Raw genomic sequence first — 24,069 nt, forward strand, 5'->3', positions numbered from 1 at the left:
CAGGCAGCAGGGGAAGAAAACACCCCTGCGGCCTGTGTTGCCTACTGTCTCATTCTCAGCTCGCGAAACGCCCGGCGTCTGCGCCATAATAGTTGAGATAGCGGCCCGAAATCTGGCCGATCGGTAGAACGATCAGCACGTCCGTCGTGTTGAAGGCGTGGTCCACCACCGCGCCGCTGCCGATCGTGGCGCCGAGCCTCAGATAGCCCTTCACAAGCGGCGGCATGGCCACCAGCGCCTTGCGCGCATCGATGCCTTCCGCCGGCATCAGATCCATGACGCGGAAAAGCTCCGGCCGGGCCGAAACGCTCCAGTCGTCCTTGGCCTGCACATTGTGGTGCAGGAAGGAGAGCGCCAGCGCGTGCTCTTCCGGCACCGTGCCGTGGAAGGAGGCGCAGCCGAACATCACGTCCACGCCATGCTTCAGCGAATAGGCCCAGGCACCCTGCCAGAGCAGCTCGACCGTGCGCTTGGTGCGATAGGCCGGCAGCACGCAGGAGCGGCCGAGCTCCATGAAGCGCTTGTCGGGATGGCGGGCAATCAGCGCATCGACATCGAATTCTGACTGCGAGTAGAAGCCGCCGGAAACCGCCGCCACATCCTGCCGGAGCAGGCGATAGGTGCCGACGATCTGTTCCTCGGCGTCACCCTCGATCGAAGTATCGAGCACGAGCAGGTGATCGCACACCATATCCCAGGCGTCGATATCGCGCTTGCGGCGCACGGCATCGGGCGAAAGCTGGGCGCTCATCTCTTCGACGAAGACCCGGTAGCGCACGGCCTGCGCGGCATCGATCTCGGAGACGGAGCGCGCCAGACGGGTTTCGAGATTGCCGATGCGGCCCAGCACGTCAGACGCCGGCCGTTCCGTTGCCGGGGCGGGCTTCTGAGCGATCTCCGCGGGAGCGATGGTCTGGGCGAGGTCGAGCGTCATGGAAGTCTACCCGTTAACAAGCTTCGCGACTTTAATCACGATTCTGCAACAGGATAATGACGTAAAGCTGGCTTGGATAGGGCAAAGCCGCCGGCGTCGCCCGTCAGGCCCGTGCCCGCCGCGCGATCCGGGCGATTTCTCCCAGAAGACGCGCGGGATCGGCGGGCTTGGCCAGTACCGCATCGGCGCCGATGGCAAGGAGTTCCTCAGCGAGGCCCGTGCGGTTGTCCGCCGTCAGCACCATCACGGGAAGGCGGGCATTGCCGTAATCGCAGCGCACGATCCGCGCGATCATCTCCTGCGCCTCTCCACCCGGCATGCCGAGATCGGTGACGATCAGGTCAGGCGCAAACGGCCCCGCATCCGTCGCCCCGCCGAGCGCGGAGACAAGAGCCGGATAATCCGGCACGTGGCGCACCGTATGGCCGGCGCGCTCCAGGACAGAACGCACCAGCATGGCGTTGACCGGATCGTCCTCTGCCAGAAGGATGCGGATGCCGGAAAATGCCGCCGGACGCGGATCTGGCGCCACCGGCGGCGGGTCCTTCAGGATCGGGCGGTTGTCGTTGATGGCATCGCGCACCTCGATGCCCTTCATCCGCCCGCGCAGCACCTCGACGAGCGAGCGCTCACGCAACGGCCGGATCAGCCAGGAATCATAGCCTTCGGCCTTGCCGATGGCGCGGCTGCCGCGATCTTCGGGATTGACGAGATAGATCCGGCGCGCGGCGCTCTCGCGGAAATAGGCCAAGTCGGCCAGCTCGCGGCGAAAGGCCCCGGCCAGGCGGTTGTCCACGATGATATCGGTGAGGCTTTCGCCACGCTCGGCCAGGCGGCCCGCGGCGTCCTGGGCCTCCTCGACGGACGTGGCGAGGTAGCAGGCGCCGCCGAGCGCGCCGATGGTGTGCACCAGCGCCGCCGATGCCGGGCCTGCCGGCGCCAACAGAAAGACGAGGCTGCCACGCAGCACGCTCTTGCGCGCGCCGCGGGAGGGGCGCGACCGCGCCTCGACCGGCATGCGAATGGTGAAGATGCTTCCGCGGCCGGGCGTGCTTTCGAGTGTCAGAGCGCCGCCGGCCTCGGAAAGGATGCGTGCGGAAATCGCAAGCCCCAGCCCGGTGCCGCCGCTGCGTTGGGCAGCGCTGCCCGTCTGTTCGAACTCCTCGAAGATGCGGGCCTGCTCGTCCGGCCGCATGCCGGGCCCCGTATCCGTCACCCGGATAACGATGGCATCGCCGTCGAGCGCCGTTTCCAGCAGGACACCGCCCCTATGGGTGAATTTCACCGCATTGCCGACGACATTGTAGAGCACCTGCCGCAGGCGCGAAGCGTCATAGAGAAGCAGGCCCGGCACATCTGCGGAGACGAACGAACCGATCTCGATGCCCTTTTCATGGGCGCGCGGCGACAGCATCTCCACGACGCTTTCCAGCATCGGACGCACCGGCTCTTCGGAGGGCCGCAGCTGGAAGCGCCCGGCCTCGATGCTGGAGAAGTCGAGCAGATCGTCGACGAGCTGCACCAGGGCGTGCCCGGACTGGCGCATACCGGCGAGGTAATTCTTCTGCTCGGCCGTGAGCCGGGTCTGTCCCAGCAGATGCGACATGCCGAGGATGCCTGAAAGCGGCGTGCGGATTTCGTGGCTGACGGTGGCGAGCAGGCGTGACTTGGCGTCACTTGCCGCCTCCGCGCGCTGACGGGCCTTCTCGCGCTCGACTTCGGCGCGGCGCTCCTCCGTCACATCGCGAGCGATGGACTGCACCACCAGCTCGCCGGACGCGGGATCGCGCACCGTGACATCATGCCAGGAATAGATGCGCATGCCCGCCGGGCCCTGCATGTCGACATCGTAGCGATGCGCGCTTGCCTGCGAGCGGAAGGAAAGGCCGAGCGCTTCCAGTTTACAGCCTTCGACATCGGCGACGCCCGTCAGTTCGCCCAGAATGGCATTGGCCCGCAGGATACGGCCATCAAGTGTGCGGGTGACGATGATATCGCCCAGCACATCATGGATCGCCGAGAGGATTTCGGAGGTCTCGCTGCGCTCCCAGCCGCGATCGTGCACCGTCTCGATGCCGGCGGCCGGTCGGCGGGATAGGAACAGGAAGACAGCACCGGCGATGCCCGCAAGGCCGAGCCCGGCGGCTGCGACATAGAAGCCCGATGCGATCCCGGTTATCAGAACCAGCGCGGCGCAAAGCAGGCCGACGGCGGCAATGACGTTGCGGATCGTCGCATGGTTACCCGACGCGGGTGCCGGGGTGGCGGATGCTACGTCGTCGAGCGTCGCCTCTCCATCCAGTCGGCCACGAGCCGACCGGGACGGTGCCTCGGCAAATTCGGCCTGAAGCCGGCTCTGTAGCTTTACGGGTTCGCTCATGGGATCCGCTTATCACGCGGACCGTTCAAATCGGCTTCAGCAAGTCGCTAAAAGTTTAGCGATCCTTGCGGCGCAGCAGGAGCAGCTCGTCTAGGATCACCAGGCCCGCGCCGATGGTGATGAAACTGTCGGCGAGATTGAACACCGCAAAGGACCACGTCTCCGTGTAGAAGAGGATATAGTCGATCACGTAGCCGAAAAGCGCCCGGTCGATGAGATTGCCGAACGCGCCTGCGATGATGAAGGCGTAACCGGCATGGGCAAACCCGCGCTCCTTCGGAGTCTGCCGCCACAGCCAGGCGACGAAGGCCACGACAAAGAGGCGCAGCGTCACGATCAGCCAGCCCTCCAGACCCGACAGCATCGAGAAGGCGACGCCGTAATTGTAGGTGCGGTAGAGCGCCAGCATCGGCATGACATGCACCGCCTCCTGGAAGGGAAGCCACATCTCGACGGCGAATTTCACCGCCTGATCGAGCAGCAGCGCCAGCAGGATGACGATGATGACCGGTACCGGCCGGGACATGAAGGGAATGCGATTGGTCATGCGCGGTCGTCCAGCGTCAGCAGATGGCGGCGCGCCTCGAAGAGCATGACGCCGGTGGCGATGGCAAGGTTGAGCGAATCCGCAAGACCCGCCTGCGGAATGCGGGCAAGCGCATCCGCCTCGCTCGCCAGCGTATCCGGCAGACCGGACTGCTCGTTGCCCATCAGGAGCACGACGGGCTTCGTCTTGTAGTCGATGGTGCGATAATCGACGGCGCCGGCAAGATGGGTCGCGACGACGCTCACGCCCGCGCCCTTCTTCCAGGCGAGAAAGTCCGCAACGCTGGTCCTGACCAGCGGCACGGCAAAGACCGAGCCCATCGTGGCGCGCACGGTTTCCATCGAGAACGGATCGGTGCTTTCACCCACGAGGATGACGCCGCTCGCGCCCGCCGCATCGGCCGTGCGGATGATCGTGCCGAGATTGCCGGGGTCGCGCACGCGGTCGAGCGCGACATAGGTCTCGCCGTTCCCGGGCTTGAGGTCGCGCAGGTTCGTCCAGCGCTGAGTGAAGATGCCGACGACCATCTGCGGATTGTCGCGCCGCGTGATCGAGGCGAGCACCTTCTCGCTCACCTCCAGCACCAGCCCGCCGCGCGCCACCGTCTTCGTCGCGCATTGCACGACCTGCGGCTTGTCCTTGACGTTCTTGGCATAGACCAGCGTGCGGATCTCGAAGCCGAGCTCCAGCGCGTCGATGACGAGCTTGAGGCCTTCGGCCATGAAGCTTTTCGTCTCGTCGCGGTGCTTCTTGTCGGACAGCGCCTTGATGTCCTTGACGATCGGGTTGGCGAGGCTCGTGACCTCCTTGACCTGCCCGACGCGGCGCGTTCCCTGGTGATCGTGGCTCATGGGCTGATCCATCGGCTGAAGAGGGAGGTGGAGAGCGCGCGGCCGGCTTGCTTGCCGTCCGTACCGCTCTCGCGAATGACGAGTTCGCCCGATTCCACCGTACCGCTGGCGCCGCGCATCGTCTCGCGCATCAACTCGTGGATGGAATAGAAGCTGGCGCGGATCGAATAGGCCGTCAGCACCAGGCCGATGGCCTTGGGTGACAGGATTTCGCGGCAGACATCGAGCATCAGCGGCAGATGATCGAAGAGGTGCCAGACCTCGCCGTTGGGGCCGCGACCGAATTTCGGCGGGTCGGTGAGAATGATGTCGTATTTGCTGCCGCGGCGTTCCTCGCGCTGGATGAACTTCATCGCGTCTTCGCAGATCCAGCGGATCGGCAGCTTGTCCATGCGGCCGAGCGCCTGGTTTTCGCGTGCCCAGCCGATCGCCTTCTTGGAGGCATCGACATGGGTGACTTCGGCCCCGGCAGCGGCGGCCACCAGCGACGCGACGCCGGTATAGCCGAAAAGGTTCAGCACCTTGACCGGGCGGCCGGCCGTCTCGACCTTCTCCTTCATCCAGCTCCAGTGGGCAAGCTGTTCGGGGAAGACGCCGACGTGACGGAAGGCGGTGAATCGGCCATGGAAATCGACACCGAGGAGCTGCATCGGCCAGGTTTCGCCGAGAGCCTCCTTGGGGAACTTCCAGCGTCCCATGCCGTCCTCGTCGGTATCACCGGTGAAGAGGGCGTCCGCCTTTTCCCAGAGGCCATCAGGCAGGCTTCGCTGCCATAGTGCCTGGGCTTCGGGACGCACGATGCGATAGGGACCGTACTGCTCCAGCTTCTCGCCGGCGCCGCTGTCGATGAGGCGATACTGATCCGAACCGGCCGTTTCGAGAATGACCGGTACGCGCTCGGCAGGCTTTGCCCCGTCACGACGCATCAGCGGGCGCGCGGGCGCATCCGGCGCCGGGCGCGGCTCCTTCTTCGCGGCGGGCTTCGCAGCGATTGTCTTTACGGCGGGGGCCTTCTGCGTCTGCGCCCGCGCAGGTCCGTGCGGCTTGGCGGATGCGGCAGGGCCGCTTTTCGGCCGGCGGTGTCTGTCCTTCACGATGGATCGTCCGTCGTCGGTTGGAAACTGGCCGGCAACGCCGGAAAACAAGCGGCTCCCATACCATCCCTCCCCCACTTGGCAAAGCGCTTTCCGATGACGATAACTTGAGACCACACAAGGGAGAATCGCAGATGGACCTGACCGGTGAGGAACGCATAGCCGCCCCGCGCGATGCCGTCTGGGTCGCTCTCAACGATCCCGACACGCTGAAGGCCTGCATTCCTGGCTGTCAGGAGATCATCCGGCACTCGCCGACGGAGCTCGACCTGACCGTGAAGTTCAAGATCGGCGTCGTTTCGGCCACCTTCAGCGGCGAAGTCACCCTCTCGAACCTCAATCCGCCCGAGAGCTATACGATTGCGGGCGAAGGCAAAGGCAACATTGCCGGCCTCGCCAGGGGCAGCGCAGATGTGCGGTTGATGGAAGATGGCGCCGGAACGATTCTCGCCTATGACATCCACACCCAGGTCGGCGGAAAGCTCGCGCAGTTCGGCTCGCGCCTCATCGGTTCCTCGGCCAGAAAGCTGGCGATGCGCTTCTTTGCCGATCTCGAGGCGAGGCTGAACGGCAGGGCGGTTTAGATCACTTTCCGGGCGACGGCAAAACGGCCTGCGAGGCGATCGCTTCCGCACGGGTGCGGTGCTTTTCGGCCTCGCTGTGCCACTTCACCGCCTCGTTGGCCTCGATGCGGGCACGCTTGCGGTACTTGCCCTGCGTGAACCAGGTGATCAGGGCACCCAGCACAAGGCCGAGGATCGTTGCGAGAAACAGGTAGACGAAAAAGGGCGCGGTGACGGATAGCACGCTGTCTTCCGGCCGGAAGGGGTTGAGCGCCAGGGTCACGGGCTGGCGATTGGCGACCGACAGCACGATCAGCAAAATGCCGATCGGGATCAGCACGAGGACGTTGACAACTCTCTTGACCATGACGTCACCTTTCCGGCGCGAGGCGCGGCTAGCACCCAGCTTCCATTCTGCGGCATCGCGTAACCCCGCGAAACCTTTGGCGAATCGCCTCAATCGTCCTGGTCGGCCTGACCGGGATTGAGGCGTTCGCGCAGTTCCTTGCCGGTCTTGAAGAAGGGAACCCACTTCTCCTCGACGAAGACCGCATCGCCGGTTCGCGGGTTGCGACCGGAACGAGACGGGCGGTTCTTGACCGAAAAGGCCCCGAAGCCGCGCAACTCGACCCGGTTACCGGCGGCAAGCGCATCGGTGATCTCGTCGAGCACGGCATTGACGATGTTCTCGACGTCGCGATGGTAGAGGTGTGGATTGCGAGCGGCGACAATCTGAACCAGTTCGGACTTGATCACTGTATCCCCCTCAAAAACTCTTGTTTTTCAATCATGGTCAACCTGCCAAACGGAGACAAGACCGTCAAGAAACAACTTCTGGCCACCCAGTTTTTCGATTGTCGGCTGCAGGTCGAGCGGCATGCCGAGAAGCGAACGGACGAAATCGAGCGCGCCCGACCCGAGGAACGGGAAGCCCGTGCGGCTGGCCGGCGCATAGTCGATGACGGGAAGATCGGCCGAGACCTTGCGCTCTGTGAGATAGGCGCGGATCGCCTCCGGCCCGCCCAGCGTATCCACCAGCTTGGCGGCGAGCGCCTGCCGGCCGGTGAAGATGCTGCCATCGGCAAGGCGCAGGACCTCGGCACGCGGAAGCTTGCGGCGCTCGGCGACCAGATCGACGAACCAGTCATAGCTGTCCATCACCATGGCGCGGATCATGGTCTTTGCCTCTTCGCTGGCCGGATGGAACGGTGACGGCTCGGCCTTCAGCGGCGCCGACTTGATCTCCTCCAGGGAGACACCAATCTTGTCCATAAGATCCTTCAACTGCGGATACTGGAAGATAACGCCGATGGAGCCGGTGATAGAGCTTTCGCCGGCGATGATCGTATCGCCGGCGGTCGCGATCATATAGCCGGCGGAGGCGGCAAGCGTGCGCACATCCGAGACGACCGGCTTCTTTTCCGCCACCTTGCGCAACGCCTTGAAGATGACTTCGCCGCCATAGGTCGTGCCACCCGGCGAGGAAATCGTCACTACCAGGGCTTTCGCGCGGTCGTTGCTTGCGATGCGATCGAGGCGCTCCAGCAGGTCCTTGTCGTCCTGGATGATGCCGGAAATCTCGACGCGCGCGATATGGTCGCCTGCTCCGGCGCCCGGCCAGCGCCAGGCGACCGTCGCGAGGATGGCGGCAAGCGCGATCAGGATGGCGACGACGCGCCAGAAGGTGAGTTTGCGACGCAGCTGCCGGCGATCGGCGATGGCGGAGTAATCCATTCCCTGTCCTCATTCCCTATGGAAGCCAACCCGCAGGTGACTTGCCGAAGGCCCTATCGATATGGCATTGGCCGTGCAAATGGCAATTCGTCGCCGAACTTTCTTGGCATCCATTGTTTGTTCAGGAATAATCGCCATATGGGAGCCGTTACCAAGGCGACCCGATTTGCCGATACTCAAATTCAAGCAGGCAGGATGCTGAACAGCGCGGCAGACACACCGACGGGTGCGCAAAGCACAGGCAATTCAGTGGAGGCCTACCGCCTCGCGACACGGCATTCCTCGCGCGTGCGCATGCTGAAGATCGCCCTGCCTGTCGCCGCTCTCCTCATCGGCGCCGTTTTCGCCGTCGTTTCCATCGTGCGCACCTATCTGCCTTCCGATCTCCAGATGGAGAGTGCGTCTATCGAAGATGGCAAGATCGTGATGCGCAATCCGGCTATCGCCGGCCGCAACAAGGACGGCATAAGCTATTCCATGAAGGCCGAACGCGCGCTGCAGGACATGAAGCAGCCCGACGTCATCGAGCTTCACGACATCCTCGCGAAAATGCCGATGAACGAATCCACGGTCGCCGAGGTCGTCGCCCAGAACGGCATCTACGACCGCGGCCGCAACATGCTCGACATGGTCGCGCCCTTCACCATCCATCTCAATACAGGCCTCGATGCAGCCTTCCAGTCCGCCCAGCTCGATATCAACGGCGGCACGATGTCGACGGACAAGCCCGTCTCGATCAAATCCAGCGGCGCATCCATTGTTGCGCAGTCGCTGCGAATGACGGATAAAGGCAAGGTCGTCGTCTTCGAGGGCAAGGTCGTCGTCGATGTCGACCCGGCCGCCATCCGCAACAAAGAACAGTAAGAGCCCCATGTTCGCCACTCTCTCCGCCCCTGTCCGGGCCACCAGCCTTTTGGTTCTTGTCGCGGGCTTCGCGTTTGCAGCCGCCCCCGTGGTCGCCCAGCAGACGAGCAAGATGACGGGCATGCAGCTCTCCAACGACGAGCCTATCCAGATCCAGAGCGATAAGCTCGAGATCCGCGACCAGGAGCGCAAGGCCGAGTTCACCGGCAATGTGAAGGTCGTACAGGGCACCACCACGATGCAGGCCGGCCGGATGGTGGTCTATTACAAGTCGGGCGAAGGCTCGGTTGCCAGTGGCAATGCCGACATCGAGAAGATCGACGTCTTCGACAAGGTCTATCTCAAGTCTGACAAGCAGGAAGCGACCGGCGACACCGGCACCTTCAACATGGTCAACGAGACCATGCAGCTGAAGGGCAAGAAGGTCGTTCTGTCCGAAGGCGAAAACGTCTTCGTCGGCTGCCAGCTCAACGTGGCCATGCGCACCGGCGAGGCCACCCTCGATGCCTGCGGCGGCCGCGTCATGATCCAGCTGGATCCCAAGTCCCGCAAGCAAACGAACTGATATAGCGTTTTACCCAGTGGCCTCTTCCCTGCTCTCCCGTCTGACGCGCGCTCCGAAAAAAGCTGCGCAGGATCACGCTCCGCACGCAGCGGATCTGGCACGCTATGAGGGCACCCTCATCGCGCGCGGGCTGACCAAGACCTACCGCGACAGGCGCGTCGTCAACGGCGTGTCGCTCGTGGTGCGACGGGGCGAGGCGGTCGGGCTTTTGGGGCCGAACGGCGCGGGCAAGACCACCTGTTTCTACATGATCACCGGTCTAGTGCCGGTCGACGAAGGGTCGATCGAGATCAACGGCCACGAGGTGACCACCATGCCGATGTACCGCCGCGCGCGGCTCGGCGTCGGCTACCTGCCGCAGGAAGCGTCGATCTTCCGCGGCCTGACGGTGGAAGAAAACATCCGCGCCGTTCTGGAAGTGCACGACAAGGACAAGGCGCGGCGCGAGGCCAAGCTCGACAGTCTGCTCGCGGAATTCTCGATTTCCCATCTGCGCAAGTCGCCGGCCGTGGCGCTTTCGGGCGGCGAGCGCCGTCGTCTGGAAATCGCCCGCGCGCTTGCCACCGATCCGACCTTCATGCTGCTCGACGAGCCCTTTGCCGGTGTCGACCCCATTTCGGTTTCCGACATCCAGGCGCTGGTGCGCCATCTCACGTCACGCGGCATCGGCGTTCTCATCACCGATCACAATGTCCGCGAGACGCTCGGCCTGATCGACCGCGCCTATATCATTCATGCGGGCGAAGTGCTGACCCACGGCCGGGCGAACGACATCGTCAACAATCCGGATGTCCGCCGTCTCTATCTCGGCGATAACTTCAGTCTCTGAGGCCGAAACGGCGATCTTCACCAAGTTCGCCGCTGCGACTTGACCAAACCCCCTAAAAAAGCAATTTTTGGGCCAGTTGGATTTTGCCACGTCCACCGTGGCGGACGAGAACTGTTTTTCCGGGGAGTAACGCGTCCGAATGGCACTCGCAGCCAGCCTTTTCCTGCGCCAAAGCCAGTCGCTGGTCATGACACCGCAGCTGATGCAGTCGATTCAGCTGCTGCAGATGACGCATTTCGAACTGAACCAGTTCATCGAGCAGGAAGTCGAGAAGAATCCGCTGCTCGAAATCGCACCGGCCGACGATGGCGGTGGCGGCGCAGGTGACCATATTCTCGTCAATGACGACCGCGGCCCTGCCGAAAGCATGGGCAATGAGGATGTCGGTGAGCCGGATCTCTACGACAACGCAACGATGGGCAGCGCGGGCGATGCGTCCGAAACCTTCGACGGCGGCCTCGACAACGTGTTTCCGGACGATGCCGGACCACGGACCGCGGATGCGCCGGAGCTGATCGGTCAATGGAAGTCGATGCCCGGCAGCGAGGCGGGCGAAGGCTATGACCTCGATGACTTCGTGGCCGCGCGCAAGACACTGCGGGACGTTCTGAACGAACAAATCCCCTTCACGCTGTCGAGCCCCATCGATCGGCTGATCGCACAGCATCTCGTCGACCAGCTGGACGATGCCGGCTATCTTCAGGGCAATATCGCCGAAACCGCGCTGAAGCTCGCCAAGCCAGTGGCCGAGGTGGAGCGCGTGCTCTCCAGCCTGCAGCAGCTGGAGCCGCACGGCGTGTTTGCCCGCTCGCTCAGCGAATGCCTCGCTCTCCAGCTGAAGGCGCTCGACCGGTTCGACCCGGCCATGGCCGCACTCGTGGGTAATCTGGAGCTGCTCGCGCGGCGCGACTTCGCCACGCTCAAGAAGCTATGCGGCGTGGGCGAGGAAGACCTCCTCGACATGCTGGCTGAAATCCGCAAGCTCGATCCCAAGCCCGGCACGCGCTACGAGACGGGCGCCTCGGAGGCCGTGGTGCCCGACATCATCGTGCGCGCGGCGCCTGACGGCTCCTGGCACATCGAACTCAACGCCGACACGCTGCCACGCGTGCTCGTTAACCGGGACTATTACGCCAACGTCTCCAGCCGCACGCGTCGCGACAGCGAAGATCACGGCTTCCTGAACGAATGCCTCCAGACGGCCAACTGGCTGACCCGCAGTCTCGACCAGCGTGCCCGCACCATCATGAAGGTGGCCACCGAGATCGTGCGCCAGCAGGACGCCTTTCTCATGCATGGTGTCGATCATCTGCGCCCGCTGAACCTCAAGACGGTCGCCGATGCGATCAAGATGCACGAATCGACGGTGAGCCGCGTCACCTCCAACAAATATATGCTGACGCCGCGCGGCCTCTTCGAGCTGAAATATTTTTTCACCGTCTCGATCGGCTCGGCCGAGGGCGGCGATTCCCATTCCGCCGAAAGCGTACGCCACCGCATTCGCGCCATGATCACACAGGAGGACCCCGCCGCGGTGCTGTCCGACGACGATATTGTCGATGCCCTGCGCAAGGGTGGTGTGGATCTCGCGCGCCGCACGGTCGCCAAGTACCGCGAGGCGATGAACATCCCGTCTTCCGTGCAGCGGCGCCGGGAAAAGCGGGCCTTGGCCAAGGCGGCGGCCTCGTAAAACAGGCCTGCACAAACCGCCTTGAGGCGGCCGGAAGTTAACGATCGCTGAATCCGCCGATTGACTTCACTGGCCAGACGGGCTAATGCGCGCCCCAATTCCAATGGGAAGACAGGCCGGAATTCCAGATATATCCCCGTTTTCCTTTATCAGGCGATGCCCACGACATCACATGCGTGAAAAGCTTGGAACGTGGATGAGGTTGGAATAGACTGTTGCACGCAAATCACGAAAGAGAGGAAACCTCCATGAGTGTGCGTGTATCCGGTAAACATATGGAAATCGGCGACAGCTTCCGTCAGCGAATTGAAGAGCAGATGGGAGACGCCGTAACCAAGTATTTCGACGGAGGATATTCGAGCCAGGTCACCGTAGAAAAAGCGGGATCGCGGTACAGCGCGGACTGCAAGATCCACCTCGATACGGGGATGGCCTTGCAGGCAAATGGCGAAGCAAACGATCCTCTGGCCGCCTTCCAGTCGGCCTCGGAACGGATCGAGAAGCGCCTGCGCCGGTACAAGCGCAAGCTCAAGGCACACCATAATGGCAACGGTCACGATGCCTTTGCAGAAGTAGCCTACACGGTGATGGATTCGGTCCCCGACGAAGACGACGAGCTTCCCGAGGACTACGCACCGACCATCGTTGCGGAAAGCACGAAGAAACTCAGGACGATGTCTGTCGCAAGTGCCGTCATGGCGCTCGACATGACGGACGATCCGGTTCTTCTCTTCCGCAGCGCCGGCTCGGAGCAGCTCAATATCGTCTACCGACGCAACGACGGAAATATTGGCTGGATCGACGCAGCCAATATCAAAGGCTGAGTGAGGGGAACGTGGTGCCGGTGACCGGCACCACGTCTCTTCAACCCCTTCACGCAGCGCACGAGGACAAAAGCATGGCATTGGCAGGTCTACTGCAGCAGAGTGCGATTATTCCGGCGATGAAGGCCAACTCCAAGAAGCAGCTGCTTCAGGAGCTGGCGGCAAAAGCGGCCAAGATCACCGGGATTCCGGAACGCGAGATCTTCGACGTCATCCTTCAGCGTGAACGGCTCGGTTCGACCGGCGTGGGCAATGGCATCGCCATCCCGCACGGCAAGCTGAGGGCGCTTACCCAGATCATCGGTCTCTTTGCGAGGCTCGAGACCCCCGTGGACTTCGAGGCGCTCGACGACCAGCCGGTCGACCTCGTCTTCCTGCTTCTGGCGCCGGAAGGTGCCGGGGCAGATCACCTCAAGGCCCTGTCACGCATCGCGCGAGTGCTGCGCGATCCCGCGATGGTCGCCAAGTTGCGTGCGTCCGACAACGAAAGCGCCATTTATGCCTGCCTCAGCGAGGAACAGGCGTCCGCGGCCTGAGGCCGCTCATCTCTGCATGAAAAAACCGGCGGCCTCGCGGCCGCCGGTTTTTGTTTGTCCTGTCGAACCTATCGGACGATCAGGCGTCCGCGGCATTCGCCTCGCCGGACGGCGCCTTCGGGCCACCCTTGGACACGCCGACCATGGCCGGGCGCAACACGCGCTCGCCAATCGTGAAGCCGGCCTGCACGACCTGAACGACCGTATTGTTGGCGACATCGGGGTTGGGAACTTCGAACATTGCCTGGTGGAAGTTCGGGTCGAACTTCTCGCCCATCGGATCGAGCTTGCGCACGCCGTGGCGCTCAAGAGCGCCGAGCATGGAACGCTCGGTCATCTCCACGCCCTCGGCCAGTGCCTTCAGGCTCGCATCGTTCTCCAGCGCATCGGCCGGTATGGCGTCGAGCGCACGGCGCAGATTGTCGGAGACTGCCAGCATGTCGCGGGCGAAACCGGCGACGGAATAGGACTTGGCATCCTTCACATCGCGTTCGGTGCGACGGCGCAGATTGTCCATCTCGGCGGCGAGCCGCAGGTATTTGTCACGAAGATCGGCATTTTCTGCGCGCAGAACGTCCAGCGGATCGGGCGTGGCGACGGCCTCCTCCTCGATGATCGCGTCCTCTGCGGCTGCATCCGCGGCGAGATTGCTGTCCACCGCTTCGTCAGGTCCGTGTTTCTTGCTCTCGTCGGTCATGACGTACTCCGAATTGCAACTGTTGGGGTTTGGGCCCGATATCGAGGTTTAGACCCGAAAAATCAAGGGCTGAAGGGGTGAATACCGGCTCTCAGCGCGAAAGCCGCGACATCAGTTGGGCCGTATAGTCCACCATGGGCACAATACGGGAATAATTCAGCCGTGTCGGACCGATAACGCCCACCGCGCCGACGATCTTGTCGTCGCCGTCGCGATAGGGCGCAACGATCAGCGAGGAGCCCGAAAGCGAGAACAGCTTGTTCTCCGAGCCGATGAAGATGCGGACCCCCGGGCCGGTCTCGGCGAGGTTCAGCAGCTCGATCAGGCTGTCCTTGCGCTCGAGGTCGTCGAACAGCAGGCGCAGGCGATCGATATCATCAGCCCCGGCCAGCCCTTCCAGAAGATTGGCCCGGCCGCGCACGATGAGCCGCGTCGCCTTGCTTTCCTCGAAGTCGCCCGACCAGACGGCGAGGCCGCGCTCGACGAGATCCTGCGACAACCGATCGAGCTCGAGGCTGATCTCGCCGCGCAGCCGCTCGAGCTGCGAACGCGCTTCCAGCAGCGTGTTGCCGGCCAGATGCGCGTTGAGGAAATTGGCGGCCTCGGTGAGCTGCGAACTCGTGACACCCGCCGGAAGTTCGATGATGCGGTTTTCCACCTGGTCATGATCGCCGACAAGCACGACCAGCGCCTTGGTCGGCTCCAGGCGGATGAACTCGACATGCTTGAGGACGGCGTCGTTCTTCGTGGTGATAACGAGGCCCGCACCGCGCGACATGCCTGACAGCGCCTGGCTCGCCTCGCTCATCATGGTCTCGACCGCGCCGTGCTTCTGGCCATGCGGGCGCACATGCCGCTCGATGGAGGCGCGATCCTCCGCCGAGATGTTGCCGACCTGCATGAAGGCATCGACGAAAAAGCGAAGACCAAGCTGCGTGGGCAGCCGTCCGGCGCTGATATGGGGGGAATAGATGAGACCGAGCTCTTCCAGATCGCTCATCACATTGCGCACGGAGGCCGGCGAGAGGGACATGGGCAGGATGCGGGAAAGATTTCGCGACCCCAGCGGCTCGCCGCTTTCCAGATAGCTTTCCACGATGCGGCGGAAGACTTCCCCTGAACGCTCGTCCAGTGCCGCCTGAACGTCAGGACCCGGAGATCTCAAAACCATCGTCTGTCTGCAACCCTGTTACTCCACCGGAATATAGTGATTTCCAAGGGCAGCGCAAAACGGATTTTCCAACCAGTTGCCGCACCGGCATTCCCTCGCCCGGCGAAACGGTCTAAAGCACTCCCACCATACCAATGAGGAGTTCGCAATGCGGCCGTCCGGCAGAAAAACCGATCAGATGCGCAAGGTTTCTTTCGAGCGCAACGTTTCCAAGCATGCCGAAGGGTCCTGTCTCGTCAAGTTCGGCGACACGCATGTTCTGGTCACCGCAAGCCTCGAGGACAAGACGCCGCCGTGGCTGCGCAACAGCGGCAAGGGCTGGGTGACCGCCGAATACGGCATGCTGCCCCGCGCGACCGGCGACCGCATGCGGCGCGAAGCCGCTGCCGGCAAGCAGGGCGGCCGCACGCAGGAGATCCAACGCCTTATCGGCCGGTCGCTGCGCGCCATCGTCGACCTCGAAGCGCTCGGCGAACGCCAGATCACCATCGACTGCGACGTCATTCAGGCCGATGGCGGCACCCGCACCGCCTCCATCACCGGCGCCTGGGTGGCCCTGCACGACTGCCTGAAGTGGATGGAAGCCCGCAGCATGATCAAGACCGACAAGGTGCTGAAGGATCACGTTGCGGCCATCTCCTGCGGCATCTTCGCCGCCCAGTCGGTGATTGACCTCGATTACCTCGAAGATTCCGCAGCCGAAACCGACGCGAACTTCGTCATGACCGGTTCGGGCGGCATCGTCGAGATCCAGGGCACCGCCGAGGGCAAGCCGTTTACCGAGGAGGAGTTTGCCTCGTTGATGCTGCTCGCCCGCAACGGCATTGCCGAACTCGTCGAGATGCAGAAGCAGGCCATCGCCTGAGAGGGATTTGCCCATGGCCGCCGCGCTCGAAGGTATTCTCGAAACCGCGCTCTATGCGGACGACCTCGACGCGGCGGAAGCCTTCTACGGCGAGCTGCTCGGACTGCAGAAGATAACGCGGCAGGCAAACCGCCACGTCTTCTTCCGCTGCGGCCCCGGCGTTCTCCTGATCTTCAATCCGCACGAGACGATCGAGCCGCCGCCGCTCCATGCCTTCCCCGTGCCGGTGCACGGCGCGCGGGGCCCCGGCCATGTCTGCTTTCGCGTTCCCGGCCCAGAGCTTGATTTCTGGGTGCAAAAGCTCGTAGAAGCCGGCATCACCATCGAAGCGGATTTTCATTGGCCGAACGGCGCCCGCTCCATCTATTTCCGTGACCCCGCCGGCAACAGCCTCGAATGTGCCGAACCCGGCCTGTGGAACATCGCCTAGGGAAACCTCATGCGCAAGCTCGATACCAAGACGATCGTCGTCGCCAGTCACAATGCAGGTAAGATCCGCGAGATCGAGGACCTGATCGGTCCCTTCGGCTTCTCGGCGAAATCCGCCGCCGAACTGAACTTCGAGGAGCCCGATGAAACCGGCACGACCTTCGAGGAGAACGCCACCATCAAGGCGCTCGCCTCGGCGAAGGCGTCCGGCCTGCCCGCGCTTTCGGACGATTCCGGCATCGTCATCGATGCCCTTGATGGCGCACCCGGCGTCTACACCGCAAACTGGGCGGAAACGGCGACCGGCACGCGCGACTTCGCCATGGCCATGGAAAAGGTCGAGAAGGCGCTTGCCGAGAAGGGCGCAACGGAGGCCAAGGACCGCACCGCGCGCTTCGTCTCCGTGCTCTGCCTCGCCTGGCCGGACGGTCATACCGAACTCTTCCGCGGCGAAGTCGAGGGGCATGTCGTGTGGCCGCCGCGTGGTACCAGCGGCTTTGGCTATGACCCCATATTCCAGCCGGAAGGCTATGAGACGACGTTCGGCGAGATGAGCGCCGAGGACAAGCACGGCTGGAAGCCCGGCGACGCGGCTGCGTTGTCGCATCGCGCCCGCGCCTTCAAGATCTTCGTCGAAACCTGCCTGAAGGCGTAAACGACACATGACGGCAGTGCCCTTCGACATGCGGCCGAGCATCCTGACGGATCTCTCCGATCCCGGCTTCGGCGTGTATGTGCACTGGCCGTTCTGTGCCGCCAAATGCCCCTATTGCGACTTCAACAGCCACGTCCGACACCAGCCGGTCGACCAGCCGCGTTTCGTGCAGGCCTTCCTGAAGGAAATGGCGACGATGCGCCGCGTGACGGGCTCGCGTACCGTTACCAGCATCTTCATGGGCGGCGGTACGCCGTCGCTGATGGCACCGGAAACGGTGGATGCCATTCTCAACGGCATTGCGCGGCACTGGCACGTGCCTGACGGCATAGAGATCACCCTGGAGGCCAACCCTTCGAGCGTGGAGGCGGAGCGCTTCCGCGGCTACCGCGCCGCGGGGGTCAACCGCGTGTCGCTCGGTGTTCAGGCGCTGAACGACCGCGACCTGAAATTTCTCGGGCGGCTGCATGACGTCGCCGATGCGCTGAAGGCCATCAAGCTGGCACGTGACATCTTCCCGCGCATGTCCTTCGACCTGATCTATGCCCGCCCGAACCAGACGGTCGCGGAATGGGACCTGGAACTCAAGGAGGCCGTGTCCTACGCGGTCGATCACCTTTCGCTCTACCAGCTCACCATCGAGGAAGGCACCCCCTTCTACGGCCTGCACAAGGCCGGAAAGCTGATCGTGCCTGACGGTGAGCAGTCGGCGGTGCTCTACGAGGCGACGCAGGAGATCACCGAGCGTGAGGGCATGCCGGCTTATGAAGTCTCCAACCACGCCCGCCCCGGCTGCGAAAGCCGCCACAACCTGACCTACTGGCGATATGGCGACTATGTCGGGATCGGCCCGGGCGCGCATGGCCGCCTGACAACGGGCGGCGCGAAGATTGCGACGGCGACCGAGCGCAAGCCGGAAGCCTGGCTCGGTCTCGTGGAGACCGAAGGGCATGGCATGATCGAGCAGGAGCTTCTGGAGCGCGAGGCGCAGGCCGACGAACTCTTGCTGATGGGCCTTCGCCTCAAGGAAGGCGTCGACCTTGCCCGCTGGCAGAGCCTGTCGGGCCGCGACCCGGACCCGGACCGCGAGCAGTTCCTCATCGAACACGGCTTCATCGAGCGCCTTGGCAATTCCCGCCTGCGCTGCACGCCGGCAGGGATGCTGATCCTGGATGCCGTGGTGGCCGATCTCGCCTGCTGAAGGCAGCGGGCAGTAGGATCAGTTGCGAAACGGCCTTGGCCGTCCATCCCTGATGCCTACTGCCTATCACCTCATTCGTTGATCAGACGCTTCAACAGCTCGATCTCGTGGCTGAGCTTGGTATCGCCGGAGATGAGTTCCTCGATCTTGCGCACGGCATGCAGAACCGTGGTGTGATCGCGTCCGCCGAAGCGGCGGCCGATTTCCGGGAAGGACCGCGGCGTCAGCGTCTTGGACAGATACATGGCGATCTGGCGCGGCTTGACGATGACGCGGGTGCGGCGGTTCGAGACGAGCTCCTGGCGCGACACATTGTAGTGCTTGGCCACCACGCGCTGGATATCCTCGATGCGCACGCGGCGTGGCTCGCCGGCGGCAACGAGATGGCCGAGCAGTTCGTCGACGCGTTCGATCGTCAGGTTCGGCTCGAAGGAACGACGGAAGAGCAGCTGGTTGAAGGCGCCTTCAAGTTCGCGGCCGCTCGCCGTGATGTTGCGGGCGACATGGCTCAGGATTTCCGGCGAGATATCGAGCGAGTGGTCTTCCTGCTGGGCGGCCGCAAGGCGACGCTTGAGGATTTCCAGACGCATCTCGTAATCCGGCGCTTCCATCTCGATGGCGACGCCGCCCTGAAGGCGCGAGCGCACCCGCGGGTCGAGCGATTCCAGCTCCCACGGCGCACGGTCGGCGGCAACGACGACCTGCTTGGCGGAATCGAGCAGCATGTTGAGCAGGTGGCAGAACTCGTTCTGGATCGAGTTACCCTGCAGGAACTGCATGTCGTCGATGATGAGCAGATCGATGTTGCGCAGCGTTTCCTTCAGCGACAGCGCATCGTTGTCACGGATGGCCGTTGCGAAGCGCCACATGAAATATTCGGCGGTCAGATAGACGACGCGCGGATTGCGGGCGCTGGAAAGCGCACCGAGTGCGATCGCCTGCAGGAGATGCGTCTTGCCGAGGCCGACGCTGGAATGGACAAAGAGCGGATTGAAGCGCACGGCGCCTGCACCGGCTTCCGCAATGGTGCGGGCGGCGGCAAGGGCGACACGGTTCGACGTGCCTTCGACAAAGGCGTCGAACGTGTAGCGCGGATCGAGCGGCGAGCCGAACAGCGGGCTCGTGTTCTGCGTGGCGCGCGGCTGAGCGGCGGCAGCGACCGATGCGACGGCACTTGCCACCGTCTGCGGGCCGGAGGCGGCGCGGCGGGTCTGCGCCTGCTGTGCGGGCTGCTCGACGACGGCATCCTCGACGACGCCGGCGCGGGCACCGCGGGTGGCGGTGCGTACCAGGATCTCCACCTTGAGGATCTCAGCGTCTTCCTGCTGGAAGAGCGAGGTGATGAGATCGAGATACCGGTTGTTGATCCATGACTTCAGGAATGTCGTGGGAACGGAAAGACGCACGAGGCTCTTGGAAACGGAGTGAATCTTCAGGCGTCCGAACCAGCTCGCATAGACGTCGGGACCGACCTGCGCCTTCAGGCGCGCGCTGACTCGGTCGAAAAGCGCGTCTTGCTTCATGTCGGATGGAACCCCCGCGTCCGTTGTTTGCGCCCCTGCTTGCGGGAGCGCTTGTCTTGCATTTTCCCCGTTTGCCAATGCACCAGCCGTCCTGGCCGAATTCATCTGCATTTTGCCGCCTTTCATGCTCTATTCGCCACGCCGGCAGCATTGCCGGCGCCTTTCATGTTTGCCATGTCCCGAACCGGGTGAGCCAATCGCCCCGTTCTGGATATGGTGCCCCGAACCATCCCGGTCCCCAAACTCCGGCACAGTCCCTTCTCCCAAACACAAGTCGCTTCGGACCGACCGGACATCCATGTCTGAGCCGACCGTCCCGATTGGTGTCGTACCGCCGTTCCCTCGTAGAACCGCAGCAGACGCCGTATCACCATCGAGGCGCTTTACACGCATCGACAACCGGCACAACCTTGGGTCACAAAAGCCATTGCCAGCGTGCCGGTGGCACCTGGGGCAAGCTTTGCCGATTGGGTGATTTTACGAAGCGCAAACCGCTCCGTCACAGAGGACAAAAACAACCATGGCCACCGTTGAAGACGGCCTTGCCGATGCTTGTTTTAAGGCTTGTCCCGCGCCCCCTGTGGAAAGCATTTAGGCAGGATCAGGGGGCAAGATCAATGGCGAATTTTACGCAAAATTAAGGCCCGGCCGTTGACTCGGATGGGCGTTTTTGACTCGGAATCGAGGCCTCTCAAGAGAATCCGTTAGGAATCAATGGCTTTGTTTTCGACCCGCTTTCGGAGTGCGCGAAAAACGAAAAAAATAAAAATTCGCTTGACTCAAATTGCCGTCAAACTTCCGCAACGAAAGGCTGCCGGAAGCCGGGTAACCTCCGGCAAGTAATTGAATTTAAACAATTTTCATCGTCACTCTTTTGACACGATCGAGCCTTGCGCGTTAACCATAGCGGCGCCGAAAAAGCAAAGAAAAAGCCCGGCCGATGGCCGGGCTTTGACTAAAAATGCATAGCTCTTCGGACTGAGCGATCAGGCCGACATCGTCTTCACACGGTTTGCGAGGCGCGAGACCTTGCGCGAAGCCGTGTTGGCGTGAAGGACGCCCTTGGTGGCGGCGCGCATCAGTTCCGGCTGGGCTGCCTTAAGGGCAGCAGCGGCAACCGTCTGGTCACCGGAAGCAATGGCTTCCTCGACCTTGCGGATGAAGTTGCGGACGCGCGAGCGGCGCGACTTGTTGACTGCGGTGCGCGCGGCGATCTTGCGGGTCGCCTTCTTAGCCGAGGTTGTATTGGCCATGTATGCCTCTCTTCAGAAATCTGACACAAACTCCACCCTCGCTGTGCCGGGTCACTGCGACCTGTCATCCAAGCAATTCGGGAGCAATATCGGAAAACCTCAGAATTCGGCTTTCCAGACTGTGGGCGGCGTATAGCTGGAAACCGCGGTGTCGTCAACGCGGATTCTGCAAGAAAGGCCGGACGGATGCTCAGCGGTTCCTGAATGTCGGTTTGCGCTTCTCCATGAAGGCCGCCATGCCCTCCTTCTGGTCCTCGGTGGCAAACAGCGCGTGGAACAGCCGGCGCTCGGCGCGCATGCCCTCCGACAGCACCGTCTCGTGTGCCCGGCCGACGGCCTCCTTCGCCATCATGACCGCCGGCAGCGAGAAGCCTGCGATCTTTTCCGCCGCGGCCAGCGCCTCGTCCAGAAGCTTTTCCGGCGCGACGACGCGGGCGACGAGACCGCAGCGTTCGGCCTCCGCCGCATCCATCATGCGGCCGGTCAGAACGAGGTCCATGGCCTTCGCCTTACCGACGGCACGCGTCAGCCGCTGCGTGCCGCCCATGCCGGGAATGACGCCGAGGGTGATTTCCGGCTGGCCGAACTTCGCCGTCTCGGAGGCGATGATGAAATCGCACATCATGGCGAGCTCGCAGCCGCCGCCGAGCGCAAAGCCGCTGACGGCCGCGATCATCGGCTTGCGGCAGGCTGCAATCGCATCCCATCCGGCGGCGAGGTCTTCCGTCACCGCCTCGGCGAAGCCATAGGGCTGCATTTCCTTGATGTCCGCACCGGCCGCGAAGGCCTTCTCCGAACCCGTTATGACGATCGCACCGATCTCGGCATCCGCCTCGAACCGCGCCAACACGCCCTTCAACTCGTCGAGCAGCTGGCGGTTCAGCGCGTTCAGCGCCTGCGGCCGGTTGAGCGTGACGAGACCAACGCGTCCACGCGTTTCCACCAGCAGCGTTTCATAGGTCATGCTTTCTCTCCTCGTTTGCGGCGCAATGCCGGTCCCCGGCATCGGCGTTACTTCTGGCAGACCGGGCAATGAAAGGTCGAGCGGCCGCTTTGCACGATCCGGCTGATGGTGCCCGAGCAGCCCGGTGTCCGGCAAGGCTCGCCCTCGCGGTCATAGGCGGAGAAGGTGTGCTGGAAGTAGCCAAGCGAACCGTCGGTGCGGATGTGATCGCGCAGGGTGGAGCCGCCGGCCTCGATGGCGTCGGCGATGACCTGGCGGATCGACTCGCTCAACGCGACCAGCTCCTTCTTCGGCTTGCCTGCCGCCGTCACCAGCGTTCCCGCCAGCCGTTCGGGCGACAGATGCGCGCGCCAGAGCGCCTCGCACACATAGATGTTGCCGAGACCGGCAATGTTCTTCTGGTCGAGCAGTGCCGCCTTCAGCGGTGTCTGCCGGCCACGGAACTTCGCCGCGATGTAATCGGCGTCCAGGCTGTTGCCCGTCGGCTCGGCACCGAGATCGCGAAAGAAGGCATGGGCGGCGAGATCCTCGCGCCGCGCAAGATCCATGAACCCGAAGCGGCGGGGATCGTTGTAAATGACCCGGCGTTCGCCTTCCCCGGTCTCGAGATGAAGCACGACATGGTCGTGACGCGGGTCCTTGCTGCGCGGCATGTGAAAATCGCCGGGCGTTTCTTCCAGCGCCGGGCCTTCCACGCGAAACGACCCGGACATGCCCAGATGCGAGATCACCACGTCGCCGCCTTCGAGATCGATCAGCAGGTATTTCGCGCGCCGGCCGAGCGACACGATCCTCTGCCCTTCGAGCGCTTGCGAAAAGGCGGGCGGAAAGGGAAAACGCAAATCCGGACGGCGCAGTTCGGCTCTTTTTATCCGCGACCCTTCCATGACGGGCGCGAGGCCGCGCTTGACGGTTTCCACTTCCGGCAGTTCCGGCATATCCATCTCCTTGAACGGGATTTAACCTTGGGCGCATTTGCCGCGCTCCGGCATTTCCCTCTCGGCAATCTATGTCCTATATACCCCGCGAAGCGTTCAGATAGCGCGGCAACAGCCAATTCGCTATGGTCTTCGCGGCAATTCGGCTGCGACAGACCGGCCCATGGAGACGACGATGACGGAACAGCGCACATCCGCAGACGGCGGCATGGAAACCTCCTACGGCTTTCGCCAGGTTCGCGAAGGGGAGAAGCAGGCGCTCGTCAACGACGTGTTCCACAAGGTCGCCAAGCGCTACGACATCATGAACGACGTCATGTCCGCCGGCCTGCACCGGGCCTGGAAGGATGCGATGATCGCAAGCCTCAACCCGCGCAAGGACCCGTCCTACAAGACGCTCGATGTAGCGGGCGGCACGGGCGACATCGCCTTTCGTATCATAGAGGCCTCCGAGCGGCTGGCCCATTCCACCGTGCTCGACATCAACGGCTCGATGCTGGCAGTCGGCGCCGACCGGGCCGCAAAGAAGGGCCTGTCGGCGAACCTCGATTTCGTCGAGGCGAATGCCGAGGAACTGCCTTTCGAGGCGGGCAGCTTCGATGCCTATACGATCGCCTTCGGCATCCGAAATGTGCCGCGCATCGATGTGGCGCTTTCGGAAGCCTACCGGGTGCTGAAGCGCGGCGGCCGCCTGCTCGTCCTGGAATTCTCCGAAGTGGAGATGCCGCTGCTCGACAAATTCTACGATGCCTGGTCGTTCAATGCGATCCCGCAGTTCGGCAAGATGATCACCGGCGATGCGGAGCCCTACCAGTATCTCGTTGAATCCATTCGAAAGTTCCCCAACCAGGAAGACTTCGCCGCGATGATCCGCACCGCCGGCTTCTCGCGGGTGAACTACACCAACTATACCGGCGGCATCGCCGCGCTGCATTCGGGCTGGAAGCTCTGATCATGATCCG

26 protein-coding genes are annotated in these 24,069 nt (G+C 63.1%); 12 read left to right on the forward strand and 14 right to left on the reverse strand.

The window, feature by feature from the left end:
• Positions 1-55: 55 nt before the first annotated feature.
• The 5 genes from MNR02_RS15970 to MNR02_RS15990 form a co-directional block, all read right to left on the reverse strand.
• Positions 56-934: a GNAT family N-acetyltransferase gene (locus tag MNR02_RS15970; RefSeq protein ID WP_241599757.1), complete on the reverse strand. Its 879-nt coding sequence runs from the start codon at positions 932-934 to the stop codon at positions 56-58.
• A gap of 103 nt (positions 935-1,037) precedes the next feature.
• A complete protein-coding gene (locus tag MNR02_RS15975) occupies positions 1,038-3,314 on the reverse strand; it encodes a hybrid sensor histidine kinase/response regulator (RefSeq protein ID WP_241947478.1) in 2,277 nt (758 codons plus the stop codon).
• Positions 3,315-3,369: 55 nt separating this feature from the next.
• Entirely contained in the window at positions 3,370-3,861 is a 492-nt protein-coding gene (gene lspA / locus MNR02_RS15980; RefSeq protein ID WP_241947479.1) for a signal peptidase II, read from the reverse strand.
• On the reverse strand, positions 3,858-4,712 hold the full coding sequence (locus MNR02_RS15985; RefSeq protein WP_241947480.1) for an RNA methyltransferase: 855 nt from the start codon (positions 4,710-4,712) through the stop codon (positions 3,858-3,860). The genes lspA and MNR02_RS15985 overlap by 4 nt, the downstream gene beginning before the upstream one ends.
• Complete coding sequence (locus tag MNR02_RS15990) at positions 4,709-5,806, reverse strand: class I SAM-dependent methyltransferase (protein ID WP_312416947.1); 1,098 nt, start codon at positions 5,804-5,806, stop codon at positions 4,709-4,711. The genes MNR02_RS15985 and MNR02_RS15990 overlap by 4 nt, the downstream gene beginning before the upstream one ends.
• Before the next feature lie 134 nt (positions 5,807-5,940).
• On the opposite strand from MNR02_RS15990, the gene MNR02_RS15995 reads away from it, so the two are divergent.
• On the forward strand, positions 5,941-6,390 hold the full coding sequence (locus tag MNR02_RS15995; RefSeq protein WP_241947481.1) for a CoxG family protein: 450 nt from the start codon (positions 5,941-5,943) through the stop codon (positions 6,388-6,390).
• Position 6,391: 1 nt separating this feature from the next.
• On the opposite strand, the gene MNR02_RS16000 is transcribed toward MNR02_RS15995, so the two are convergent.
• The 3 genes from MNR02_RS16000 to sppA all read right to left on the reverse strand — a co-directional run bounded on the left by MNR02_RS16000 (position 6,392) and on the right by sppA (position 8,103).
• Positions 6,392-6,736, reverse strand: a complete 345-nt coding sequence (locus MNR02_RS16000; RefSeq protein WP_241599747.1) for a DUF1049 domain-containing protein — start codon at positions 6,734-6,736, stop codon at positions 6,392-6,394.
• 89 nt (positions 6,737-6,825) lie between these two features.
• Entirely contained in the window at positions 6,826-7,125 is a 300-nt protein-coding gene (locus MNR02_RS16005) for an integration host factor subunit beta (RefSeq protein WP_117367685.1), read from the reverse strand.
• A gap of 27 nt (positions 7,126-7,152) precedes the next feature.
• Positions 7,153-8,103, reverse strand: a complete 951-nt coding sequence (gene sppA / locus MNR02_RS16010) for a signal peptide peptidase SppA (RefSeq protein WP_241947482.1) — start codon at positions 8,101-8,103, stop codon at positions 7,153-7,155.
• Positions 8,104-8,298: 195 nt separating this feature from the next.
• Here sppA and lptC point away from each other — a divergent pair, with 195 nt between their 5' ends.
• From lptC to ptsN, 6 genes are all read left to right on the forward strand, one after another.
• Positions 8,299-8,967 (forward strand): LPS export ABC transporter periplasmic protein LptC, encoded by a 669-nt coding sequence (gene lptC, locus MNR02_RS16015; RefSeq protein WP_241947483.1) that lies wholly within the window; start codon positions 8,299-8,301, stop codon positions 8,965-8,967.
• 7 nt (positions 8,968-8,974) lie between these two features.
• On the forward strand, positions 8,975-9,532 hold the full coding sequence (locus tag MNR02_RS16020) for an LptA/OstA family protein (RefSeq protein ID WP_241599741.1): 558 nt from the start codon (positions 8,975-8,977) through the stop codon (positions 9,530-9,532).
• A 40-nt stretch (positions 9,533-9,572) separates the two neighbouring features.
• Positions 9,573-10,361, forward strand: a complete 789-nt coding sequence (lptB, locus tag MNR02_RS16025; RefSeq protein ID WP_241600686.1) for an LPS export ABC transporter ATP-binding protein — start codon at positions 9,573-9,575, stop codon at positions 10,359-10,361.
• 139 nt (positions 10,362-10,500) lie between these two features.
• Complete coding sequence (rpoN, locus tag MNR02_RS16030) at positions 10,501-12,051, forward strand: RNA polymerase factor sigma-54 (RefSeq protein ID WP_241599739.1); 1,551 nt, start codon at positions 10,501-10,503, stop codon at positions 12,049-12,051.
• Between the two features lie 248 nt (positions 12,052-12,299).
• Positions 12,300-12,875, forward strand: a complete 576-nt coding sequence (gene hpf, locus MNR02_RS16035) for a ribosome hibernation-promoting factor, HPF/YfiA family (protein WP_241600683.1) — start codon at positions 12,300-12,302, stop codon at positions 12,873-12,875.
• 74 nt (positions 12,876-12,949) lie between these two features.
• The gene (gene ptsN, locus MNR02_RS16040) at positions 12,950-13,411 is read left to right on the forward strand and encodes a PTS IIA-like nitrogen regulatory protein PtsN (RefSeq protein WP_241599737.1); all 462 of its coding nucleotides are present in this window, start codon (positions 12,950-12,952) and stop codon (positions 13,409-13,411) included.
• A gap of 79 nt (positions 13,412-13,490) precedes the next feature.
• On the opposite strand, the gene grpE is transcribed toward ptsN, so the two are convergent.
• Entirely contained in the window at positions 13,491-14,108 is a 618-nt protein-coding gene (grpE, locus tag MNR02_RS16045) for a nucleotide exchange factor GrpE (RefSeq protein WP_241947484.1), read from the reverse strand.
• 91 nt (positions 14,109-14,199) lie between these two features.
• A complete protein-coding gene (gene hrcA / locus MNR02_RS16050) occupies positions 14,200-15,279 on the reverse strand; it encodes a heat-inducible transcriptional repressor HrcA (protein WP_241947485.1) in 1,080 nt (359 codons plus the stop codon).
• A 148-nt stretch (positions 15,280-15,427) separates the two neighbouring features.
• Here hrcA and rph point away from each other — a divergent pair, with 148 nt between their 5' ends.
• From rph to hemW, 4 genes are read left to right on the forward strand one after another with little or no spacing between them, the layout of a single operon-like run.
• On the forward strand, positions 15,428-16,144 hold the full coding sequence (gene rph, locus MNR02_RS16055) for a ribonuclease PH (RefSeq protein ID WP_241599732.1): 717 nt from the start codon (positions 15,428-15,430) through the stop codon (positions 16,142-16,144).
• A 13-nt stretch (positions 16,145-16,157) separates the two neighbouring features.
• A complete protein-coding gene (locus MNR02_RS16060; protein ID WP_241947486.1) occupies positions 16,158-16,574 on the forward strand; it encodes a VOC family protein in 417 nt (138 codons plus the stop codon).
• A gap of 9 nt (positions 16,575-16,583) precedes the next feature.
• Positions 16,584-17,228, forward strand: a complete 645-nt coding sequence (gene rdgB / locus MNR02_RS16065) for an RdgB/HAM1 family non-canonical purine NTP pyrophosphatase (RefSeq protein ID WP_241947487.1) — start codon at positions 16,584-16,586, stop codon at positions 17,226-17,228.
• 7 nt (positions 17,229-17,235) lie between these two features.
• Positions 17,236-18,429, forward strand: a complete 1,194-nt coding sequence (gene hemW / locus MNR02_RS16070) for a radical SAM family heme chaperone HemW (protein ID WP_371746684.1) — start codon at positions 17,236-17,238, stop codon at positions 18,427-18,429.
• A gap of 71 nt (positions 18,430-18,500) precedes the next feature.
• On the opposite strand, the gene dnaA is transcribed toward hemW, so the two are convergent.
• From dnaA to mutM, 4 genes are all read right to left on the reverse strand, one after another.
• Positions 18,501-19,952 (reverse strand): chromosomal replication initiator protein DnaA, encoded by a 1,452-nt coding sequence (dnaA, locus tag MNR02_RS16075; RefSeq protein WP_371746685.1) that lies wholly within the window; start codon positions 19,950-19,952, stop codon positions 18,501-18,503.
• A gap of 986 nt (positions 19,953-20,938) precedes the next feature.
• A complete protein-coding gene (gene rpsT, locus MNR02_RS16080; RefSeq protein WP_134648075.1) occupies positions 20,939-21,205 on the reverse strand; it encodes a 30S ribosomal protein S20 in 267 nt (88 codons plus the stop codon).
• Positions 21,206-21,395: 190 nt separating this feature from the next.
• A complete protein-coding gene (locus MNR02_RS16085; RefSeq protein ID WP_241947489.1) occupies positions 21,396-22,169 on the reverse strand; it encodes an enoyl-CoA hydratase in 774 nt (257 codons plus the stop codon).
• Between the two features lie 47 nt (positions 22,170-22,216).
• A complete protein-coding gene (mutM, locus tag MNR02_RS16090) occupies positions 22,217-23,107 on the reverse strand; it encodes a bifunctional DNA-formamidopyrimidine glycosylase/DNA-(apurinic or apyrimidinic site) lyase (protein WP_241599722.1) in 891 nt (296 codons plus the stop codon).
• A 175-nt stretch (positions 23,108-23,282) separates the two neighbouring features.
• On the opposite strand from mutM, the gene ubiE reads away from it, so the two are divergent.
• The gene (gene ubiE, locus MNR02_RS16095) at positions 23,283-24,059 is read left to right on the forward strand and encodes a bifunctional demethylmenaquinone methyltransferase/2-methoxy-6-polyprenyl-1,4-benzoquinol methylase UbiE (RefSeq protein WP_241947490.1); all 777 of its coding nucleotides are present in this window, start codon (positions 23,283-23,285) and stop codon (positions 24,057-24,059) included.
• Positions 24,060-24,069 lie beyond the last annotated feature (10 nt).

Origin of the sequence: Shinella sp. H4-D48, from assembly GCF_022637395.1 — a bacterium.
In the GTDB taxonomy this organism is placed as follows: Bacteria; Pseudomonadota; Alphaproteobacteria; order Rhizobiales; family Rhizobiaceae; genus Shinella; species Shinella sedimenti.

What these genes read in the sequence shown, in the direction of transcription:
- lspA (WP_241947479.1), bottom strand. Translation starts at nt 3,861, where the DNA reads ATGACCAATCGCATTCCCTTCATGTCCCGGCCGGTACCGGTCATCATC.
- rph (WP_241599732.1), top strand. Translation starts at nt 15,428, where the DNA reads ATGCGGCCGTCCGGCAGAAAAACCGATCAGATGCGCAAGGTTTCTTTC.
- rpsT (WP_134648075.1), bottom strand. Translation starts at nt 21,205, where the DNA reads ATGGCCAATACAACCTCGGCTAAGAAGGCGACCCGCAAGATCGCCGCG.
- ubiE (WP_241947490.1), top strand. Translation starts at nt 23,283, where the DNA reads ATGACGGAACAGCGCACATCCGCAGACGGCGGCATGGAAACCTCCTAC.
- ptsN (WP_241599737.1), top strand. Translation starts at nt 12,950, where the DNA reads ATGGCATTGGCAGGTCTACTGCAGCAGAGTGCGATTATTCCGGCGATG.
- MNR02_RS15995 (WP_241947481.1), top strand. Translation starts at nt 5,941, where the DNA reads ATGGACCTGACCGGTGAGGAACGCATAGCCGCCCCGCGCGATGCCGTC.
- MNR02_RS15975 (WP_241947478.1), bottom strand. Translation starts at nt 3,314, where the DNA reads ATGAGCGAACCCGTAAAGCTACAGAGCCGGCTTCAGGCCGAATTTGCC.
- hrcA (WP_241947485.1), bottom strand. Translation starts at nt 15,279, where the DNA reads ATGGTTTTGAGATCTCCGGGTCCTGACGTTCAGGCGGCACTGGACGAG.
- lptC (WP_241947483.1), top strand. Translation starts at nt 8,299, where the DNA reads ATGCTGAACAGCGCGGCAGACACACCGACGGGTGCGCAAAGCACAGGC.
- dnaA (WP_371746685.1), bottom strand. Translation starts at nt 19,952, where the DNA reads ATGAAGCAAGACGCGCTTTTCGACCGAGTCAGCGCGCGCCTGAAGGCG.
- MNR02_RS16060 (WP_241947486.1), top strand. Translation starts at nt 16,158, where the DNA reads ATGGCCGCCGCGCTCGAAGGTATTCTCGAAACCGCGCTCTATGCGGAC.
- MNR02_RS16000 (WP_241599747.1), bottom strand. Translation starts at nt 6,736, where the DNA reads ATGGTCAAGAGAGTTGTCAACGTCCTCGTGCTGATCCCGATCGGCATT.
- rdgB (WP_241947487.1), top strand. Translation starts at nt 16,584, where the DNA reads ATGCGCAAGCTCGATACCAAGACGATCGTCGTCGCCAGTCACAATGCA.
- sppA (WP_241947482.1), bottom strand. Translation starts at nt 8,103, where the DNA reads ATGGATTACTCCGCCATCGCCGATCGCCGGCAGCTGCGTCGCAAACTC.
- MNR02_RS16085 (WP_241947489.1), bottom strand. Translation starts at nt 22,169, where the DNA reads ATGACCTATGAAACGCTGCTGGTGGAAACGCGTGGACGCGTTGGTCTC.
- hpf (WP_241600683.1), top strand. Translation starts at nt 12,300, where the DNA reads ATGAGTGTGCGTGTATCCGGTAAACATATGGAAATCGGCGACAGCTTC.
- grpE (WP_241947484.1), bottom strand. Translation starts at nt 14,108, where the DNA reads ATGACCGACGAGAGCAAGAAACACGGACCTGACGAAGCGGTGGACAGC.
- hemW (WP_371746684.1), top strand. Translation starts at nt 17,236, where the DNA reads ATGACGGCAGTGCCCTTCGACATGCGGCCGAGCATCCTGACGGATCTC.
- MNR02_RS15985 (WP_241947480.1), bottom strand. Translation starts at nt 4,712, where the DNA reads ATGAGCCACGATCACCAGGGAACGCGCCGCGTCGGGCAGGTCAAGGAG.
- MNR02_RS16020 (WP_241599741.1), top strand. Translation starts at nt 8,975, where the DNA reads ATGTTCGCCACTCTCTCCGCCCCTGTCCGGGCCACCAGCCTTTTGGTT.
- MNR02_RS15970 (WP_241599757.1), bottom strand. Translation starts at nt 934, where the DNA reads ATGACGCTCGACCTCGCCCAGACCATCGCTCCCGCGGAGATCGCTCAG.
- mutM (WP_241599722.1), bottom strand. Translation starts at nt 23,107, where the DNA reads ATGCCGGAACTGCCGGAAGTGGAAACCGTCAAGCGCGGCCTCGCGCCC.
- rpoN (WP_241599739.1), top strand. Translation starts at nt 10,501, where the DNA reads ATGGCACTCGCAGCCAGCCTTTTCCTGCGCCAAAGCCAGTCGCTGGTC.